Source organism: Pseudomonas sp. Sample_22 (assembly GCF_004307635.1).
Lineage (GTDB): Bacteria > Pseudomonadota > Gammaproteobacteria > Pseudomonadales > Pseudomonadaceae > Aquipseudomonas.
This window is the reverse complement of the sequence record NZ_RCNY01000049.1, coordinates 14,126-32,408: the sequence shown is the minus strand read 5'-3', so window position 1 is coordinate 32,408 and position 18,283 is coordinate 14,126. Positions and strand designations below refer to the sequence as shown.

Annotated in this window: 18 protein-coding genes; 5 read left to right on the top strand and 13 right to left on the bottom strand. The window is 58.0% G+C overall.

From position 1 onward, the window contains the following. Positions 1-168: 168 nt before the first annotated feature. Positions 169-999 (top strand): type 1 glutamine amidotransferase domain-containing protein, encoded by an 831-nt coding sequence (locus D8U73_RS12700; RefSeq protein ID WP_130904647.1) that lies wholly within the window; start codon positions 169-171, stop codon positions 997-999. Positions 1,000-1,172: 173 nt separating this feature from the next. Here D8U73_RS12700 and D8U73_RS12695 read toward each other — a convergent pair whose 3' ends face one another. The 7 genes from D8U73_RS12695 to D8U73_RS12665 are packed head-to-tail and all read right to left on the bottom strand — an operon-like array spanning position 1,173 to position 7,467. Continuing rightward, positions 1,173-2,540 (bottom strand): ATP-binding protein, encoded by a 1,368-nt coding sequence (locus D8U73_RS12695; protein WP_130904646.1) that lies wholly within the window; start codon positions 2,538-2,540, stop codon positions 1,173-1,175. After that, positions 2,537-3,199 carry a response regulator gene (locus D8U73_RS12690; protein WP_056853326.1) on the bottom strand — a complete coding sequence of 221 codons (663 nt, stop codon included), beginning with the start codon at positions 3,197-3,199 and terminating at the stop codon, positions 2,537-2,539. The genes D8U73_RS12695 and D8U73_RS12690 overlap by 4 nt, the downstream gene beginning before the upstream one ends. A gap of 11 nt (positions 3,200-3,210) precedes the next feature. Further along, positions 3,211-3,855, bottom strand: a complete 645-nt coding sequence (locus tag D8U73_RS12685) for a tetratricopeptide repeat protein (RefSeq protein WP_130904645.1) — start codon at positions 3,853-3,855, stop codon at positions 3,211-3,213. Next, the gene (locus tag D8U73_RS12680; RefSeq protein ID WP_130904644.1) at positions 3,852-4,661 is read right to left on the bottom strand and encodes an SDR family oxidoreductase; all 810 of its coding nucleotides are present in this window, start codon (positions 4,659-4,661) and stop codon (positions 3,852-3,854) included. The genes D8U73_RS12685 and D8U73_RS12680 overlap by 4 nt, the downstream gene beginning before the upstream one ends. Continuing rightward, a complete protein-coding gene (locus tag D8U73_RS12675; RefSeq protein WP_130904643.1) occupies positions 4,648-5,322 on the bottom strand; it encodes an iron-containing redox enzyme family protein in 675 nt (224 codons plus the stop codon). Before D8U73_RS12675 ends, D8U73_RS12680 begins: the two co-directional genes overlap by 14 nt. Next, on the bottom strand, positions 5,319-6,800 hold the full coding sequence (locus tag D8U73_RS12670) for an AMP-binding protein (protein ID WP_130904642.1): 1,482 nt from the start codon (positions 6,798-6,800) through the stop codon (positions 5,319-5,321). The genes D8U73_RS12675 and D8U73_RS12670 overlap by 4 nt, the downstream gene beginning before the upstream one ends. Continuing rightward, positions 6,790-7,467, bottom strand: coding sequence for a thermostable hemolysin (locus D8U73_RS12665; RefSeq protein ID WP_130904641.1), 678 nt, complete (start codon positions 7,465-7,467; stop codon positions 6,790-6,792). Before D8U73_RS12665 ends, D8U73_RS12670 begins: the two co-directional genes overlap by 11 nt. 199 nt (positions 7,468-7,666) lie before the next feature. Between D8U73_RS12665 and D8U73_RS12660 the strand changes: the two genes are divergently transcribed. Beyond that, positions 7,667-8,209, top strand: coding sequence for a cytochrome b (locus tag D8U73_RS12660; protein ID WP_130904640.1), 543 nt, complete (start codon positions 7,667-7,669; stop codon positions 8,207-8,209). A 98-nt stretch (positions 8,210-8,307) separates the two neighbouring features. Here D8U73_RS12660 and D8U73_RS12655 read toward each other — a convergent pair whose 3' ends face one another. After that, positions 8,308-9,138, bottom strand: a complete 831-nt coding sequence (locus D8U73_RS12655; protein ID WP_056853319.1) for an alpha/beta hydrolase — start codon at positions 9,136-9,138, stop codon at positions 8,308-8,310. Between the two features lie 176 nt (positions 9,139-9,314). Further along, entirely contained in the window at positions 9,315-10,013 is a 699-nt protein-coding gene (locus D8U73_RS12650; protein WP_130904639.1) for a TetR/AcrR family transcriptional regulator, read from the bottom strand. Between the two features lie 168 nt (positions 10,014-10,181). Between D8U73_RS12650 and D8U73_RS12645 the strand changes: the two genes are divergently transcribed. Next, positions 10,182-10,610 (top strand): hypothetical protein, encoded by a 429-nt coding sequence (locus tag D8U73_RS12645; RefSeq protein ID WP_056853317.1) that lies wholly within the window; start codon positions 10,182-10,184, stop codon positions 10,608-10,610. Here the strand turns inward: D8U73_RS12645 and D8U73_RS12640 are convergent. Continuing rightward, entirely contained in the window at positions 10,577-11,548 is a 972-nt protein-coding gene (locus D8U73_RS12640) for an AEC family transporter (protein WP_241667856.1), read from the bottom strand. The genes D8U73_RS12645 and D8U73_RS12640 overlap by 34 nt on opposite strands. Positions 11,549-11,635: 87 nt before the next feature. After that, the gene (locus D8U73_RS12635) at positions 11,636-12,646 is read right to left on the bottom strand and encodes a mandelate racemase/muconate lactonizing enzyme family protein (RefSeq protein WP_206663021.1); all 1,011 of its coding nucleotides are present in this window, start codon (positions 12,644-12,646) and stop codon (positions 11,636-11,638) included. Positions 12,647-13,005: 359 nt separating this feature from the next. Here D8U73_RS12635 and D8U73_RS12630 point away from each other — a divergent pair, with 359 nt between their 5' ends. Together D8U73_RS12630 and D8U73_RS12625 are read left to right on the top strand one after the other, a co-directional pair. Continuing rightward, entirely contained in the window at positions 13,006-13,740 is a 735-nt protein-coding gene (locus tag D8U73_RS12630; protein ID WP_130904637.1) for a FadR/GntR family transcriptional regulator, read from the top strand. Between the two features lie 325 nt (positions 13,741-14,065). Then, on the top strand, positions 14,066-14,260 hold the full coding sequence (locus D8U73_RS12625; protein WP_130904636.1) for a hypothetical protein: 195 nt from the start codon (positions 14,066-14,068) through the stop codon (positions 14,258-14,260). 116 nt (positions 14,261-14,376) lie between these two features. Here D8U73_RS12625 and D8U73_RS12620 read toward each other — a convergent pair whose 3' ends face one another. Both D8U73_RS12620 and D8U73_RS12615 read right to left on the bottom strand, forming a co-directional pair. Then, the gene (locus D8U73_RS12620) at positions 14,377-16,035 is read right to left on the bottom strand and encodes an arylsulfatase (protein WP_056853312.1); all 1,659 of its coding nucleotides are present in this window, start codon (positions 16,033-16,035) and stop codon (positions 14,377-14,379) included. A 344-nt stretch (positions 16,036-16,379) separates the two neighbouring features. Beyond that, on the bottom strand, positions 16,380-18,092 hold the full coding sequence (locus D8U73_RS12615; protein ID WP_056853311.1) for an arylsulfatase: 1,713 nt from the start codon (positions 18,090-18,092) through the stop codon (positions 16,380-16,382). Positions 18,093-18,283: the final 191 nt, after the last annotated feature.

Here is an 18,283-nt window from a genome sequence, read left to right as displayed (position 1 = left end):
AAGCTGCCATTACTGCGACGGCCAACACAACCCAGCACTGATTGTCGGCGCCAACGTTTCCTACAATTGATTACTCAATGTAATAAGTGAAATTCAATTATTGGTCTCTACCATCGCCAGATCTAGCAATAAGATGACTCCATCAAACCATCCCTGCTGGAGCATCCCGTGAAAAAAACCATTATTGCCGCCCTGCTCGCCGCTGCCACTAACTATGCCAATGCCGGCACGGTATTGGTTGTCCTGTCGGATCAGGCTCAACTGGACCTGAAAGACGGTAAGGTCATGCAAACCGGTTTCTTCCTGAACGAATTAATGCAACCGGTGCAGACTTTCATTGCCGCGGGTCAAACCGTTGTATTTGCCACCCCTAGCGGCAAGGCGCCAACGGCAGACGAGAAATCCAATGATGTGAACTTCTGGGGCGGCGATGAAAAGGCCCGTCAGGAAAGTCTCGCACTGCTGGCCACGCTGAAGCTGACCTCGAAGAGCGACTCGCCGGCAATCAGCTTCGCGCAGGTTCAGAAAATCGGCTACGACAAGTTCGATGCCGTATTCGTGCCTGGCGGCCATGTCCCGATGCAGGATCTGCTCAAGGACAAGCAACTGGGCCAACTGCTGACCAACTTCCATGAAAAAGGCAAAGTCACCGGCTTCACCTGCCATGGCACCATAGCCATGTTGTCGGCGATCCCGGACGCGCGCGGTTTTGTCTCTGCGCTGGAATCGGGCAAGCAGCCGGCAGCGCCAGCCAACTGGATTTACAAGGGCTACAAAGTCACCGCCTTCACCGACGCGGAAGAAGAGCAGGCCAAAGGTTTCCTCGGTGGCGGTCATATGAAACTGTTCCCGCAGGATGGCCTGACGGCAGCCGGTGCGAACTTCTCCGAAGCCAAGCCATGGAGCGAGAACGTGGTCGAGGATCGCGAAGTCATTTCCGGCCAGAACCCACAGTCGGCCAAGGCAGTCGCCGTGGCCATGCTGGCGAAAATGAAGTAATCCCAGCCTGGTTGCAGGTGCTGCGGGTCGATCAGCTTTGGCTCCAGCACCGCCGTCTCTCCCGACACGCTGGAAGCTTGGGTGTCGGAAGACGACGTCCGCATTGTTCGCTCAAGCCCAAGGGTTCGCACCGCACCGGAGAGAAATCGGCCATCGGAACATGAAAGGCCGGGTCAGAAACGACAAATCTCCAATGTTGCGCGCAGTCCTGCTGGGATACGATTCTCTAATCTGATTTGCCCTCCCAAGCGTTCCGCAATCGTCTGAACGATAGCCAGTCCCAAACCTGCACCCTGGTCGTTTCCGCGACTGTAAAAACGCTCGAAAAGTCGCTCGCGATCTTCTTCGTTGATTCCCGGCCCCTCGTCTTCGACGCTGAGTTCGTAGTGATTGTCCTTTTTGCTCAACCTCACCGTGATCACGCCATGCAGCGGGGAGAAATTCGCCGCATTGGTGACCAGGTTGTTCAAGGCAATATCAATGACAGCGGGGTCTACTCTCACAGGCTGGATGTCGGCGGTGACATCGAAAACCAGTTCGAGCTCCTTGCTCAACAACCAGGGGGTCAACTGAACCAGGCTCTCACGAACGGTGGCAACCAGATCGATCGGCGCGGGTGTTTGCGTGCCTGCCTGGGGTTCGATGCGGGCCATCGTGAGCAATTGATTGACCAGCCGACTGGTACGGTCCACGCCAGCGATGAGGTGTTCAAGTGAGGTGCGACGATCAGCTTCGCTCCCTGCCTCCAGAAGGTTCTGCGCATGGACCCTGAGCACGGCCAGTGGCGTGCGCATTTCGTGGGCGGCGTCAGCGACGAATCGTCGCTCACGCCCCAGCACTTCCTGAATCTGCGCGAGCATTCGGTTGAGCGCTGCCTGCATGGGTTCAAGCTCCGTGGGCAACGGCGTAAATTGCAAGGGCTCGAGCGAGCCAGGGTGCCTGGCCCGTAATGTCGCGGCCATGTTGACCAGCGGCTGCAAGCCCCAGCCAATGGCCAACCAGATCATGGCAGCCAGCATCAGGCTTCCCAGAATATTGGGCCACAACGTATGGCGCACAATTCGGTCGACCAGGTCCGAGCGGACGTCGTCTCTCTCCCCTACCCAGATGCGCAAACCGTTTTGCTTGTCTTCGAGCAGAAAGGCACGCCAGCGGCGATTGCTCAAGTCGACGACATCGCTGAAGCCTGGCGTCCTTGGCGGTGGGTTGAAAGACGGCGCGCTAGCGGTGTGTACCAGTACTTCGTTACTGGCGTTCCAGACTTGAAAGGCAATCTTCGTCTCGTAGGGATGGCCGTCGACCCTTGGCACCGCTTCGCTCAGGGCCTGATTGAAAGCCTGGTACAAATCAGCATGTTCTTTGCCGGTCATGGGCATGCGCATCACGCCTTGCAGCAGCCGGGCGTTCTGGGCCAGTTGTGCGTCATAGACTTCGGCGATTTCGTGGTTGCTGTCGTGCAGGTTGAGCAGGCTGATCACGGCCAGGCCGGCCAGCATCAGGCCGATGATCAGCGTCAAGGTGCGCCGCCTGATCGAAGTCATCCGCGCTCCTCCACCAGATAACCGACACCACGGATGGTGCGGATCAGGTCGGTGGAGAATTTCTTGCGCAAATGATGGATGTGAACTTCCAGCGTGTTGCTTTCGGCTTCCTCGCTCCAGCCGTACAGCAGTTGCATCAAATGGTCGCGAGTCATCACCCGCCCGGGCGGCGAAAGCAGTTCGTGCAGCAGTTGGTATTCCTTGGGCGTCAGGGCCACGGGCTCGCCCTTATAGCTGACCTGCTGAGTGCCGGGATTAAGGCTGATGCCCGCGTGCTCGATCGTCGATTGCGCGCGCCCGGCGCTTCTGCGCAAAAGCGCACGCAGGCGGGCTTTCAATTCCGCCAGGTCAAAAGGCTTGATCAGGTAATCATCGGCCCCGGCATCCAGCCCGGCGATACGGTCTTCGGTGGCATCGCGCGCGGTAAGGATCAGCACCGGCAGGTTGGAGCCACTGTCACGCAAACGCCGCAATACCTGCAGACCGTCCATGCGCGGCAGGCCGAGGTCGAGCACCACCAGATCGAAGGTTTCGCTGAGCAGCGAATGCAATGCGCTGCTGCCGTCCTGCAACCAGTCGACGGTGTAACCCTCGCGACCCAGGGATTGAGATATCCCCTCGCCGAGGGCCACGTCATCCTCTATCAGTAATAAACGCACATGGACTCCTGTCAGCCAAGTTTCTTGTTTATGTCCACCAACAGTGCTTCGATTTCCTTGCGACGCCCGGCATCGGCGGTTTCGCGTCCGGGTCTAGGCGCCGCCAGCAGTGCTTTTTGTAGCGCAGCCTTGGCTTCAACGTAACGCTTTTGACGGTAGAGGTGATCACCCCAGAAGTACAGGCTATCGATACCATTTGGGTTCATGCGCAGGGCCAGTTCGAGTAACTCCCCGGCTTTGTCCGAGTCGCCAAAACCGATGGGCCATCCCGGTACACGATCATACAGCGCGCCGAGGCTGGTGTAGGCTGAGCCCTGCAGCGCTTTGGGGTCAATCGCCAGTGCCTTTTCCAGATCGGCCTTGGCTTCCTTGACCTTGCCCAGCGCCCCCAGCCCTCCCTGGGCACCGGCCCAACTGCTGGTGACGATGCCGGACCAAATCCACGCTTCAGCAACCGATTGGCGCTCCTGAGTGAAGCGTGAGGCTTGTGCAGCGAGCTTTTCGAACGCGGCGGTTCGCTGCCCTTCCGGCACTTCGTACTGAATATGTGCCCAGCTTTGCTGGATATCGTTCAGGCGCTGCTGATCGGCAGCGTCCAGCGCCCAGGCGCCCTGGCTGAAGGCGCCAAGCAGCAGGCATGCGATGATGTATTTCATGGTTTGAGATTCTCCTGGTCTGTTTTCTGGCTCAAGCGGCGGATCAGCGGCAATTGCTTGCGCAAGCCACGGTCCACCAGGTGCGGTAGCAAACTGTTGAGGTGCACGAAAAAACGTTCCGGCCATCCCAGGTACAAGTCGCGACGGTCACCGGCAATGGCATGAATCACCGCGGTCGCCACGGTACGCGGATCGTCGACATTGGCCTTGAGCGCATCGTTCAGCGCCTGGGCTGCCGGACTGTTCATGCTGGTGCGGGTGGCTCGCGGGGCAACGTAGAGGACGCTGACCCGCGTGTCGGCCAGCTCCCGGCGCAGGGCTTCGGAAAACCCGCGCAGGGCAAACTTGCTGGCGCAATAATTGGCGTATCCGGCGTAGCCAATGGAGCCATACGTCGAACCGACGTTTACCACCATGGCGCTGTCAGCTTGCTTGAGCATCGGCAGCAGGATTTTGGTCAGACAGATCGGCGCGCTGATGTTCACCGCCAACATCGCGTTGATCTCGTTGTCATCGAGTTGTTCGAGCATGGCGAAATGATTGACGCCGGCGGCATTGATCAACAAGTTGATGCCGCCCATGCTTTCGGCTTCTGCCTGTACCTCCCGGCGCTCGGCGGCGACGGTCAGATCGGCGCCTACCCAGCACAGATTATTCGGGTAGCGTTTAAGCAACGCATCCAACGGCTCCCTATGTCGAGCCACCGCCAGCACATGGGCACCACTGGCACACAGGGCGGTGGCGATGGCCAGGCCGATGCCACCGCTGGCACCGGTCAACACGACTCGAGCTTCAGACAGGCGCATGGCGGTTCTCCCCGTCGCCCGGCAAGCCACGGAACATGTCGGCGTATAGCTTATAGACCACTTTCGAAGCATGAATGACGGCGGCCTGGTCATCCGGATCATCCAGGGTGTCCATCAGTCGCCGGTAGGTCTGCATGTGCTCGATATCCAGAGAGCCGTGGGAACTGAGGTAGCTGAAGGCGCTTTCCGGCAGGTCCAGGCGTTCGCGAATGCTGCTGGCGGCGTGGGTGGCCAGCGCAATGCTGGTGCCTTCAAGCACATTGACCATGCCGAACAGTCCTACCGGGTTGTCTCGGGCAATCAGGTCGTAAAGGAAACCGACCATCAGTTCGATAGGCAAGGACGGGCGGCCGTCGCGCACGGCATCCCTGTCACCGCCACAAGCCTCGATGTCATCGAGTATCCATTTTTCATGACCGTACTCATCTTCGATGTATTCGCATACCGCTTCACGCAGCCATTCCAGGCGCAATGGCAGGCGTGCACCGCAGGCCATCATCAACGGCACGGTATGGCGTACGTGGTAATAGGCCTGCGTCAGAAAGGCCCGGTAGCTTTCGAGGCTGACGTTGCCCTGCAACGCATTGCGAATGATCGGCAGGTTGAACAACGTCAAGCGTTCTTGGTGAGTGGCTTCTTGCAGGGTTTCAAAAAAACTCATGGCGCGGATTCCTCGGAAAATGCAGATTCGCTCAGTTGCGCCCGGTAACGCTCGACGATGGCGTCCCGGCGGGGTCGACCATTGGCTGTCAGCAAGCCATTGGTGGCGGTGAACGGTTGGTTAAGGCGAGTCCAGTGGTGGACCCGGGCGTAATCGGGCAAAGCCTCGTTGGCCTGGGCCACGGCGGCGGCCAGTTGTTCGTCAGTGCAGTCGGGATGATGGGGCCAGAGCAGCGCATGGTTGCGTGGCATGGCTTCGCCGTAGACGAACGCCTGGGCGATATGGCGGCGCTGGGTCAATTCGGCCTCGACCCATTCGGGGTTAACATTGCGCCCGAAACTGGTGACGAATTGATGCTTCTTGCGGCCCTTGATGTATAGAAACCCGTCGGCGTCGAACTCACCGAGATCACCGCTGGGCCACCACTGGGCGGTATTCGGTGCGTCCCCCAGATAGCCCAGCAGGGTCGCCCCCTTGATCAACACTTCGCCGTCGTCGGCCAGGCTAATCTGCACATGGGACAATGGCCGCCCGACACTGCCGAGACGCCGTGCTTGCGGACGATTGAGACACACCACCGACGCACACTCCGACAACCCGTAACCTTCGTAGACCGCAATGCCCACACGCTCGGCATGCCGCAGCAAATCTTCGCAAACCCGGGCCCCTCCCACGGCGGCAAAACGCAAATGCCGGGGATCAAAGGCTTTCTGCTCGGCAGCGCTGACCAGCATTAGCAGCAGCTGTGGCACCAGAATCAGACTGTGAGGGCATCGACTGGCCAGGCATCCCAGCAGCAGCGGTACATTCACACCGCTGGCGCCTTGAATACCCAGTGACTCCTGGCTTGGCAGACTCAAGGTGGCACCCGCGTACAACGCGGCATAACAACCAATGTTTTCCAGCAAAATGGCCAACGGCAGCAGGGCCAGGTGGTGTTGCGGATCGGTAGGCTTGCTGGCTTGGTCCAATTCGCGGGTGACCCGCAGAATACTCTCGGCGCTCAAGCACACACCTTTGGGGGTACCTGTCGTGCCCGATGTGAACGTCAGTTTGGCAGTGCCCTCAGGCAAACGGCTCGGGCTGTTGAAAGCGCGACACCAGAACTCGCCACTCTTCTGGTAGCCCGCTGCTTGCAGCTCCTCTTGCAATGAAGGCTCGGCGATCACCCGTTCGGCCTGGCTTTGTTCCAGGCAATGTTGCCGTTGCGCCGGGCTGAAAAACGGCGGCAAGGCCACACAGGTCAAGCCTTCAAACAAGGCGGCCAAGTCCCAGAGCATGGCGTCGATGCCATTGCCCAGTGCCAATGCAAGCACTTTGACGTGCTCATCGCGCAAGCGCTGCTGGCGATGAACAACCTCTGCATACAGCGTGGCATAGTCCAGCTTTTGCTGATCGTCCCATAGCGCGGTGGTATTGGATTTTCGCTCGGCATGGTTGCGCAGGGTCAGTTTGAAACGTTCCACTTCAGGCGACATGACAGGCCCCCTCCATGGACGTTGGCAAGCCCAAGCGGCTAAACAGACCTGTGTTGCTTAAATGAACGAACCCGGCCCGAATGTTGCCAACGTGGACCCAAGGTTTGCTTTCGTAGTAACTGCCCCAGGCGTGGCGGTCCTCGCCCAGCCGCGCAGGGTCGGCGGCACACAGCGTCACTGGCTTCAAACCCAAGCGATGAAAACTGTTTACCAGCCCCAGGTTTCCAGTAAATGCCACCCACTCAAGACCGCCCATGGCCAGCAGATAAGTCATCGCGATAATGCTCAGCCGAGCACTTCCTGTGCTGCTGGCCGCCAGATTGCCCACCTCGACGATACCCGAACGGACTATGGCCTGATCCGCGGCAGCACTGATCAGCGGATCAATCGCTTCATCCAGATAACCCTCGAGAAACAGCGGTCCGTCGCTTGCCAGACGTACACCCACCACCGCATGCAGCGCGCCGAGCGCATCGCTCATGCCAAACAATTGCGGCATGAAATGGCGAATGTCGGCACCATGGGCCTGGCGAAAACGTTGCTGGATGAAACTTTCGAAGGTGCACCGTTGCGGGTCGTCGGGCAGTGCTCTGACCAGACGCATCTGCGGCGTTTCGGCTTGGCCGAAATGCAGCGGCAACTGAACATTCCAGTTGAAATCGGACATTGAAAGACACCTCCCCCGGATCAATTTGGGAGAAGTATCAAACGCATTTCTTAACGAAGTCTGAAGGTGAAAAAAGTTTGACCAAAATCGTCTTCAGATTGCCTTAAGGCTTGGCGGGCAGTGTGACAGCCGTCGGCTCGATAGCCGAACCCACGCTGTTCAATCGAGTTGACAGTTTATTACCTGCATGAGGCCAAAAATGACTGGCGATAAAACAACACAACGCTACACAAGGCTGTCGATCACTTTGCACTGGCTGATGCTGGCGCTCTTCGTCGGCGTATACGTTTGCATCGAAACCAAGGGATTGTTGCCACGGGGCAACCCTTTAAAGAGTTTGTTTCTCGGGTTGCACGGGCTGTTCGGTCTTGCCATCTTTGCCCTGGTCTGGGTCCGTCTGCTCGGGCGACTGACACCACGCCCACCCATCACGCCAGCGTTGCCCGCCTGGCAAACCGCTATTTCTCACCTGATGCATCTGGCGCTGTATGTCCTGATGATCGCCACGCCATTGCTAGCCTGGCTGATGCTGGCAGCAGGCGGCAAACCGATGCCGTATTTCGGTTTTTTCCTGCCAGCACCGGTGGCGGTCGATCCTGACCTGGCCAAGCAATTGAAGCAATGGCACGAGCTGCTCGGCAGCGCCGGTTATTGGCTGATCGGCCTGCATGCGGCGGCGGGGTTGTTTCATCATTACTACGTGGGCGACAACACATTGACCCGTATGCTGCCAAGGCGTTGATTGCCCTTGAGCCCCGGACATTCAATCAAAATCCGAACGCCTTCGATTTCAACTCCACAAGAGGCCGGGGCAGGTTTTCCACCCGCCCCGCCCTTCGCCTAGCCTTTTACGAACGCCAGCAAATCAGCATTGATTGCATCGGCGTGGGTGGTAGGCATTCCGTGCGGGTAGCCCGAGTAAATTTTCAGGGTGCTGTTCTGCAATAGTTTGGCCGACAGGAGCCCGGAGTTTTCGTAGGGCACGATCTGGTCGTCATCACCGTGCATCACCAGCACCGGTATCGTGATGCTCTTGAGATCGTCGGTAAAGTCGGTCTGGGAGAAGGCTACGATTCCGTCGTAATGCGCCTTCGCACAGCCCATCATGCCTTGGCGCCACCAGTTGCGAATGATGCCCTCGGACGGTGTTGCACCCGGGCGGTTGTAACCGTAGAAAGGTCCTGCTGGAACGTCATGGTAGAACTGCGCGCGATTGGCGGTCAGTTGCGCCTGCAAGTCATCGAAAACCGACTTCGGCAAGCCTCCAGGATTGCCTGGGGTCTGAACCATCAACGGTGGTACGGCGCCGATGATTGCGGCCTTCGACACACGGTCTTCGCCATGGCGCGCGATGTAGTGGATGACTTCGCCACCGCCGGTGGAGTGTCCTACATGGACAGCGCCTTGCACCCCAAGATGGTCGACCACGGCCGCGACATCGTCGGCATAGTGATCCATATCGTGCCCGTCCCAGACCTGTGTGGATCGTCCGTGGCCGCGCCGGTCGTGTGCAATGACCCGGTAGCCGTTTGCCAGGAAAAACAGCATCTGCGCATCCCAGTCATCCGCACTGAGTGGCCATCCGTGGTGAAAGAACAGCACCTGGGCATCACGTGGCCCCCAGTCTTTGTAAAAGATCTCAACACCGTCCTGCGTCGTCACATAACCCATGCTCGCATCTCCTGTATGAAATGGAGGTCACGATCGGCATCGTGTCCTGTTGCATCTGCACTGCTTCGCCGCCCAATCACTTCAGGTTTGAAGTCAACTTCAAGGTCAATGGTTTTGCCAGGCGGAATATGAGCATAGGCGAACTGGCAACAATCAGCGCATTGGCGCCTTCAAGACTACCCACGGCCTTTGACGATTGAGGATTCAGACCTGATCGCAGGATTGGCCCTGCGCTTTTGTCGCGCTTGCTCGCCCTCCACCAGCGCCTGACGCACCAGCGCCCTCGCCGCCCAAGCGGCGCAGTCGAGTGATTCCTCGATGCTTGCACCGCTGATATCACGCACGGCAATCATCGCCTCGGTGCCCATGACGATCGACAGCGCCTGCTTCAGTCGTTTGCGTGCCCGGGGTGAAAGCGTGTCCTTGAGTGAGTCGACGATCGGCTCGATGTAGCTCATCCGCCGGCCCGGCCTTAACGGCTCGTGCGTCTCACTTTCCAGCCACACGGTCATGAAAGAACGCTCCATCACGTGCAGGCCGATTTCGTCCTCGATCAACAGTTTGTTCAACGCGATCGCCGCAAGCCCGACGGCCTTCACCGGATCGTCTCCCGGCTGCCAGAAATGCTCCAGCGGCTTCATCTCACGATCGGCCGCGGTCTCACTGATCAGGGCCTCCATGGAAGGAAAATAGCGATAGGCCGTGGCGCGCGAGACCATTGCGCGCTCGGCCACCTGTGCGACTGTCGGGTTATGGCCCTCGTCGCGCATGGCAATGGCGGCATCGATCAGCGCTTGGCGCGTGCGGTGTTTCTGGTTGGCGCGGCCTTGGGAATCGATGTCGCTGACGGACGGGCTTGACTTCGGTTTCGGCATGGAATAAATGATACTCCGTCTATTCATGAGACTAGAGTCTCATAATAGGCAGAAGGCACGGGATATGCCAACAACCCCGAGCACGGCACGACCGCTGCGCCGGGCAGAACGACTTCACATCGATATCCGGCAACTGAGCGCGCCTCAGGCGCGCATGAGGTGAGTGTCATGAATTTCAATCCCCGTTCGCGGACCTGGTTTCGGCTGGCTGCTCTCTATTTTGCCTTTGGCGTGTTGATGGGTGTGACAATGGGCGCAACCGGCGACCACTCGCTCTTCGCGGTACATGCCCATGTCAATTTGTTGGGATGGGTGTCAATGGCCCTGTTCGGGCTCATCGGTGCGATGCACCCCTCAATGACTGAAGGACGCATTGCTGCAGCGCAATTGTGGACCTACAACGTCGGCGTGCCGGTCATGCTCGGCGCATTGACCCTGCGCCTCAAGGGCTTCGCCGCAGTGGAGCCGTTGATTGCCATCGCCTCGGTGCTGATTGGCTGCAGCGTGCTGCTTTTTGTCTGGCTGGTGTTCTCGCGAGTCGGTGTATCGGCCCAACACCCAAATCAGGTTGCGGCCAGCCCACCATCAATCAGGTAGATGGCGAAAGAAAACGTCACGATCGACAGCACCGTACTGACCAGGATGGAAGTCGCGGCTTCACTCTGATAGGCGCCGGTCTGGTTGGCGAACATCGCCGGGATCGTCGCCGACGGAAGCGCGCAGAGCAGGATCATTTGTTGGGCGTAGAGCCCATGGGTGCCCAGCATCACAGTGGCAGCGAACATCAACACCGGGTGAATGAGCAGCTTGAGTCCAAGATTGCCCCAGACTTCACCCGACATCTTCAGTTTTTCGGAGGACATGATCAGTCCCAGGCACAACAGTGACACCCCAGGCGTCGCCTTGCCGAGCAGATTGAGTGACTCCGCAGCAATTGGCGGCAGTTTGAACTGCAGCAGCGAGATCAGGATGCCAAGGGCTGGCGCCCACATCAGCGGACGGCGCACCGCTCCCGAAAGGCTCGATACGAACGCCTGGGTGCCGCTGCCTTTTCCATCGGCGATGGTGAGCAGCATGGTGGTCAGCGGGATCATTACCAGGCTCGCAACCAGGTTCAGCACGAGCACTGAATAAATGCTCCCGGCGCCGTACATCGTCGCGAGGATGGGAATGCCCATGAACGCTGCATCCGGATAACCGTTGACGAAGCCCTTGAGCGTTGCAACCTTGAGGTTGCGCGTGGTGAACCAGCCGATCGCCAGCGCTATGGTGTACATGCCCATGATGCCGATAAACGTCGCCACGACAAATTTGAAGTCGAACAGCTGTTCACGAGGCGTGCTCGCCATCCCGACAAACAGCAGCGCCGGGAATATCCAGCCCAGCACCAGCCGGCTGATCAGCAGGCTGTCCGAATGGGTAAGCCGCCCGCGCTTGCCGGCGATATAGCCGAGCGCGATCACAAAGGCGACGGGCAAAATCGGCCCTACGATTCTGTCTAACATGTGCTCAATCCTCGTATTTGTTTTTATCAAGAATGTCGTCGTGACTGATCGAGGCCGACACGGCTACAGCCGTATGGGCATCGAGCCATCGTGGCAATGACCTGGCGGTCCTTGCGATCAGGGTTTGAAGCGATAGTCGCGGATGACGTCCTGGTCCGGTTCGATTCCGAGCCCCGGCCCCTGCGGCACGTCGATGCGGCCGTTACGCGGAATAATGGCGTCGCCATAGAGTTGCGCTTCGAGATCGAAGTAACGCCATTCGACCAGTGACTTCGCACCGCCGAGAGCGGCACTGCCATGCACGGCGGCCAGCAGGCCGGGGCCGTCATAGAAGGCGTGGACCATTACCGTGACGCCGTGGGCATTGGCCAGCGCATAAACTTTTTGCAGTTCGGTGATGCCACCCATTTTTGCCGGGCTCGGCTGAATGAAGTCGACCGCGCCAGCCTCCAGCAGATGCTGGAAGTCCATCAGCGTCGAAGCATTCTCACCGGCCGCAACCGGGATGCCGCCGTGCTGACGAACCCTCGCCAGCCCCGAATAATCTTCCGGCGGCCACACCGGTTCTTCGATCCAGCGCAGGTTCAACGGGCGAAGTTTCTCGGTCATATCGAGCGCTTCGCGCACCGACCACGGGGCGTTCACGTCGAGGGTCACTTCCACGCCAGGGCCTGCGGCTTCGCACGCGGCGCGGATGACATCGGCATCCACCTCATGCAATTTCAGATGACGGAAACCGCTGTTCACCGCACGCTGCACATTGATCCTGATCAGCTCAGGGTCGGCATAGCGGATCAAGCTTGCATACGCCGCCAGCGAAGTGGCCTCGCTGCCCCCCAGCAGTTGGAAAATCGGTTGACCGGCCGCTTTGCCGGCGATATCCCACAAGGCGATATCAATCGCCGACAAGCCATAAATGAACGCACCACTGCGACCGAAGACGTGAAACTTCCTCTGCAAGTCGCCCTGCAATTTCTCGCGTCGCGTGACATCCGCGCCGATCAGCTCAGGCGCGAGGATTGTGTCGATCACGATTTTCACTGCTGGTATTGCGGTGAAGCCGAAGGTTTCACCCCAGCCGACGATACCGTCATCCGTGGTGACTTTAACCACGAGGGAATCGACCATCTGAAGATCTTTCGGGCCCCATACGCCCCCGGCCGATTTGCCCCCCGTGGTGAAGGGAATTCGAAGCGGAATGGTTTCAATGCTGGCAATTTTCATAAGGCTGCGCCTCGGGCAGGTTGCAAAAGTGGCGCGGCGAGTTTCGGAGTTCGTCCGCGTCAGGGTTGAGAACAACGTATATGACGTCCTGTTGTCCCTCAACTGAACAACTATCGCTTTTTCACACGCACTCACAAAGAACAACATAACTTATTGTTTTAATTGGTTTTAATGATTGATGTCGTTGGCGTATTTCAGTTGTTACTGACTGGAACAAGTCTTCTCATGTAGATTAAGAAGACAAGTGAAAGGGATGAATGAGCATGAGTGAAATGAATGTGCAACCCGTCGCGCGGCGACCTCATCTTGCCGAGCACATTGCCCGCTCGTTGAGTGACGAGATCGCTTCTGGACGCCTGCGGCCAGGAGACCGTTTGCCGACGGAACAATTTCTCTCGCAGAACTTCGGCGTCAGCAGGAATGTCGTTCGCGAAGGGATCGCGACGCTTCGTGCTCAAGGGCTGATCCAGTCGCGCCAGGGCGTTGGTGTCTTCGTGTCGGCCGCGGCGCACTCGCCGCAGCCTTCACCTCAGCGCGAGCGCGCGCCGTTGCTGGACGGCGATAATACGATCCGCAATATGTTCGAAGTGCGCGCCGTACTGGAAAGCCAGGCTGCTGCACTCGCGGCGTCGCACATGACCCCACACAAGCTGAAAACGATCCAGGCTGCCGTTCTGCGGATGCAATATGAAGGCGAACCGACGCTGGAGACGGTCAATGCCGACCTCGACTTCCATCGAGCTGTGGCCGCAGCATCGGGCAACGACTATCTGGAGACGATGATTCGTACCGTGCTCGAGCCGATGCGGGCTCTGATCACCATGAACTTCGCTCGGCGGGGCCCGGTGTTCAGCAATATTCCGCATGCGGCACGCGGTGAGCATGAAGACCTTGTGCAGGCGTTGACCGACCGCAATGCGGCGGCGGCACGCCAGATCATGGGGCAGCACATCGTCAACGCCGCCTCACGATTCGGCTACGAAATTGATTTCTTTTAATGTGGACGGCCGGACGGCGGTTGTTTCGTTGTCCTACAAGAACAACATCCGAGAGCGCAGGTGCATTTGCCGGGTGCATCACAGTTGCGTCGCAGATATCAACTGAGAATCGACTCGCGACTTGCGAGCCGCTATTACGCTGTTCAAAAGCCCGGACCAGCGGTAAAGACCTGTCATGAAATGAAAAAATGCTGTCGCCCAATGCAAGATCGGAAGCCACACCGTCAATAATATCTTCTTCACAGAGCAACCCCCGTTATTCGAAGGCATGCAGAGTCAGCGAACTACTGACCTGCAGTCTTCAGTCCTGTGGAGAAAAACAAAAATGCGTGTAAGAAAATTTGCTGCCAACCTGAACGCCGTGATGGTAGGCCTGACCCAAGTCAGTACGGTACTTGGCAACCCGATCAGGGGAGATGAGGAAGGAAAGGATAAAGCGTTGATTACGCCGGACCAGGACGCCTTTTATCCAGATTACACAGCCCTTCTTCAATGCTTTGGCGAGCGGGAAGATGAGTGAGCAGGCAAATTGTGAAACAGCCGCGTAGCTTTTGACTCGACCTGTGATTACCAATCCGCGGCACTGGCCGCCCGTGGCGATCTCGGATGAGATCGCCACTTTTGCTGCAGGTTTAATCAATTGCCGTTTGGCAGCGACAAGTTGATCCCTTCTTTCTTCAGCGCATCACGCACGTATTGGAATTTCTGGTACTGCGACAATTCCATCGGCCCGTCGTAACCCATGCTTTGCAACTTGCGTGGTGGGTATTCAACGTAGGTTTTCATCAGTTTCATAATCGCTGCCGAGATCGGCACCATGGTCCAGGTCCGCTCGGTGAAGTTGTTCATGAACAGGTCATAGCGCTCTTGCGGGTCTTGCCACAAGTCAAACACCTGCGGCACGGTGGCTACGTATTTTTGTGCGCCTTTCCAGCCCAGGTTCGAGTCCACGGCCAGCCCCCCTGTTTGTGCGCCATCGTCGCCTCGCAGGTTGAATACCGCTTTGTAGTTGCCGACACGCGCCGCGCCTGGGGACAGTTCATTCTCGGTAAAGTAGAACCACTCCTTGCGCGGCGAAGGTGCACTGCCGGTGAGTACTGGCGTCATGTCGTAGCTGTCGAAGATGGTCGGCTGACCCTCGCGATCTTTCTCAGGCAGTTTCACACCGGCCACAGCGGCGAACGTCGCCATCAAATCCAGGCCGCCGAGGATCTCGTGATTTTTCGTGTTCGGCTTGATCTTGTCTGGCCAGACGGCAATCGCCGGTACGCGGTTCCCACCCTCACGCACGGTGCCCTTGGTGCCGCGGAACGGCGTGTAGCCAGCATCCGGGTAAACGTCCTGCCAGGCCCCGTTGTCAGTGGTGTAAACCACCAGCGTGTTCTTATCCAGGCCCAGCGCCTTGAGCTTGTCCATGATGCGGCCAATATGGGTATCGAGTTCGACAACCGAATCGGCATACTTGGATTTGGACATCGACTTATGAACGAACTCCGGTGCCGGCAAGTTCGGTTGATGCACTTTCATGAAGTTGACGTTGATGAAGAACGGCTTGTCGGATTTGGCCGCCGTGTCGAGAAACTCAAGGGCAGCTTTTTCGACGTAGTTATCAAAGAACGGAATGCCGACCACGCCGGGTTTACCGTCGACCACCGGCGTGTCCACGTATTGGCCATTGACCTTGAATTCCTCTACCGCTTTTTCGCCGGCCTTGCCGGACAGCGCGCCTTTGGTCACCTTCTGGAACATCTCACGGGTCTCCGGATCCATGTCGGGGAACCACGTGGGGTCGGCGTAGGTATAGGCATTGAGATGGTACAGGCCGACGTACTTCATCACGTCATAGCCCTGGGCATTGGGCAGTGCGTAGTCGGCTTCGCCCAAGTGCCATTTGCCGGTGAAGTAGGTGTCATAGCCGCCGGTCTTCAACACGGACGCCAGCGTCCATTCGGCGGCTGGCAAGCCACCGCCCTGCCCCTGAAACGCCACGGTGGTCATGCCGCTGCGATTGGGGATGCGCCCGGTTTGCATGGCCGCCCGGCCGGGTGTGCAACTCGGCTGCGCATAGAAGGAGTAAAAGGTCACACCTTCTGCCGCCAACTCATCGATTTTCGGTGTGGGCATGCCACGCCCGATCCCACCTCCGTACGGCCCCAGATCGCCGTAGCCAGTGTCATCGGAAACGATGAACAGGATATTGGTTTTTTCCGTTTGAGCAGCGTGGGCAAGCCCGTTCAATGACAACAGTGCAACAAACACGACAGACAACTTGAAACGATTCGATAGCTTATCCATTCCAGCAACCTCGTAGTTTCACAATGTTGGCCGGTGATAAGTGCACAACTGCATGGGTCCATGGTGCATTGACCACCGTGTAATTAGCCCAGGTACTGCATACAGAATCATCCCCCCTTGTTGCATGAGCCCGTACGATTCAAGGCGCACGAAGGAGTCTAGTGCGATTTTTTCAGCTCAGCGGGAGGCGTTTGCTCATACGTGGATTTCGCAAGGATGGCGGCGTCGATCTTTTTTGCGGGGATATCGCACAAGCGGCTCGGTGAACGGTGTCGTTCCTGGCTGAAAAAAACGGGCGCCTGTAAGAGGCGCCCGTCGTTTATGGCATCTGACGGATCACGGCGTTAATCGTGTCCATTATGACCCTTCTGCTTCATGGCCTTGAGAATGCCGTCCAGGTTGTAGGTTTCCGGCGCCTGCATGGGCGGGAAGTCTTTGTATGACATGAGTTCCTTCTCCCAGAGCAACTGCCCGATCGGCAACATGTTCCAGTTGTAGACATAGGCATTGCCAGGGGAGCCCAAGGCGCCGCCATAACCGGTTATGGACTTCGCGTCAGCGCCGACCGTTGTTTCAAACGGGTCGCGCTTGAGGTTGAGCAGTTGGGTCCAGTGGAACGTGGTCGCACCATACAAACCGCCTGTCGCGGTATCCGGCACCATGGTGTAGTACATCTTCCAGTTCTTGTAGCGCACCGCCGAAGGTTGCGAGCCGGTGTAGTAGAAGAATGTATCGCGCGCCGATTTGTCGGTTTTCCCCGTCAGGTAGTCAGTCTGATCCACCCCATCGAGCTTGGTCTTGACGATGCCCGGGTAGCTGCCCGCCATGATTTGCTCGTTGAGTTCATTGCCCTTCTTGCCGCCAGCGATATTGACCAGCGTCGGTACCCAGTCGAGCGAGGCAAAGATGTCAGTCAGGACGGTGCCAGGTTTGATCTTTCCGGGCCAGCGAATGACCAGTGGCGCGCGCATGCCTCCCTCCCAGGTGGTCAACTTGCCGCCCTTGAACGGGGTTGTGCCGCCGTCCGGAAAGGTAATGGTTTCCGCACCGTTATCGGTGGTGAAGACGACGATGGTGTTGTCCAACTGGCCCATGTCCTCGAGTTTCTTCAGGACATACCCAATGTTGTCATCGAGTTGCTTCATGCCGGCTTCGTTGGTGCCCCAGTCTTTTCCACCGGGCTCACCGACCATGGCGTCGTACTTGGGTGGCAGCACCGTGGTGATGTGCATGCGCGCCGGGTTGTACCAGACGAAGAAAGGTTTGTTGGTTTTCTTCGGATCGTTGCGGTCGAGGAAGTCGATGACCTTGGCGGAGATTTCTTCATCCACGGACTTCGAGCGTTCCAGCGTCAGCGGACCTTCGTCCTTGCACGTGGTGTTCTTCTGCGTACCATCACTGGAAACGCAAGACATGACCGGACGAGGTGGCGTCAGGCAGGTGCCTTCCCGCGGATCGATCGCGCCAGGCACGTCCGGCAGCCCATTGATCGGTGTGGCCTTGCACGGTGGTGCGATGCCCTGCACTTGCGGCGTCTTGTTGATGTCGACAAAACTCACGCCCTGCATCGCGTCGAGGTGATAGAGATAACCCCAGAACTCCTGGAAACCATGGGATGTGGGCAGTGCTTCGAAGTTATCACCGAGGTGATTCTTGCCGAACTCACCGGTTGTATAGCCCAGGTCCAGCAAAAACTTCGACAGTGCAGGTGTGCCTGGCCGCAGCCAGGACGGACTGCCGGGCAGTTGCGGTGGAATCATACCGGTGCGCAGCGGGTGCATCCCGGTAAAGAAAGCGTTACGTCCTGCCGTACAACTCTGCTCGGCATAGTAGGTCATGAACTTCGCACCTTCCTGGGCGATGCGATCGATGTTCGGCGTCTCACCGACCGCCAGACCCTGGTGATAGATGCTCGGCTGCATCCAGCCGATGTCGTCGGCCATGATGAATACGATATTGGGTTTCTGATCGGCAGCTTGAATCACTGTCGACAGGCTGGCGCCTGCTGCCAGACTGCTCAACGCCAATCCCGTCAGTACAAGTTTTCTGAGCTTCATGAATTTGATCCTCTCGCAGTTGATTCACAGAACTACCCGTCTCGGATACGTCGTGCTCTCATCTCTCAAGGCTCAAAAACTGCAACTACCCCAATCCCTGTACCGACGGTCATCCGCCTTTCGTGTGGGACTCTTAATAAATTGAGCTTTGACCGTAATGGCTTGTGGCTCTTGCCTTGTACATACCCAAT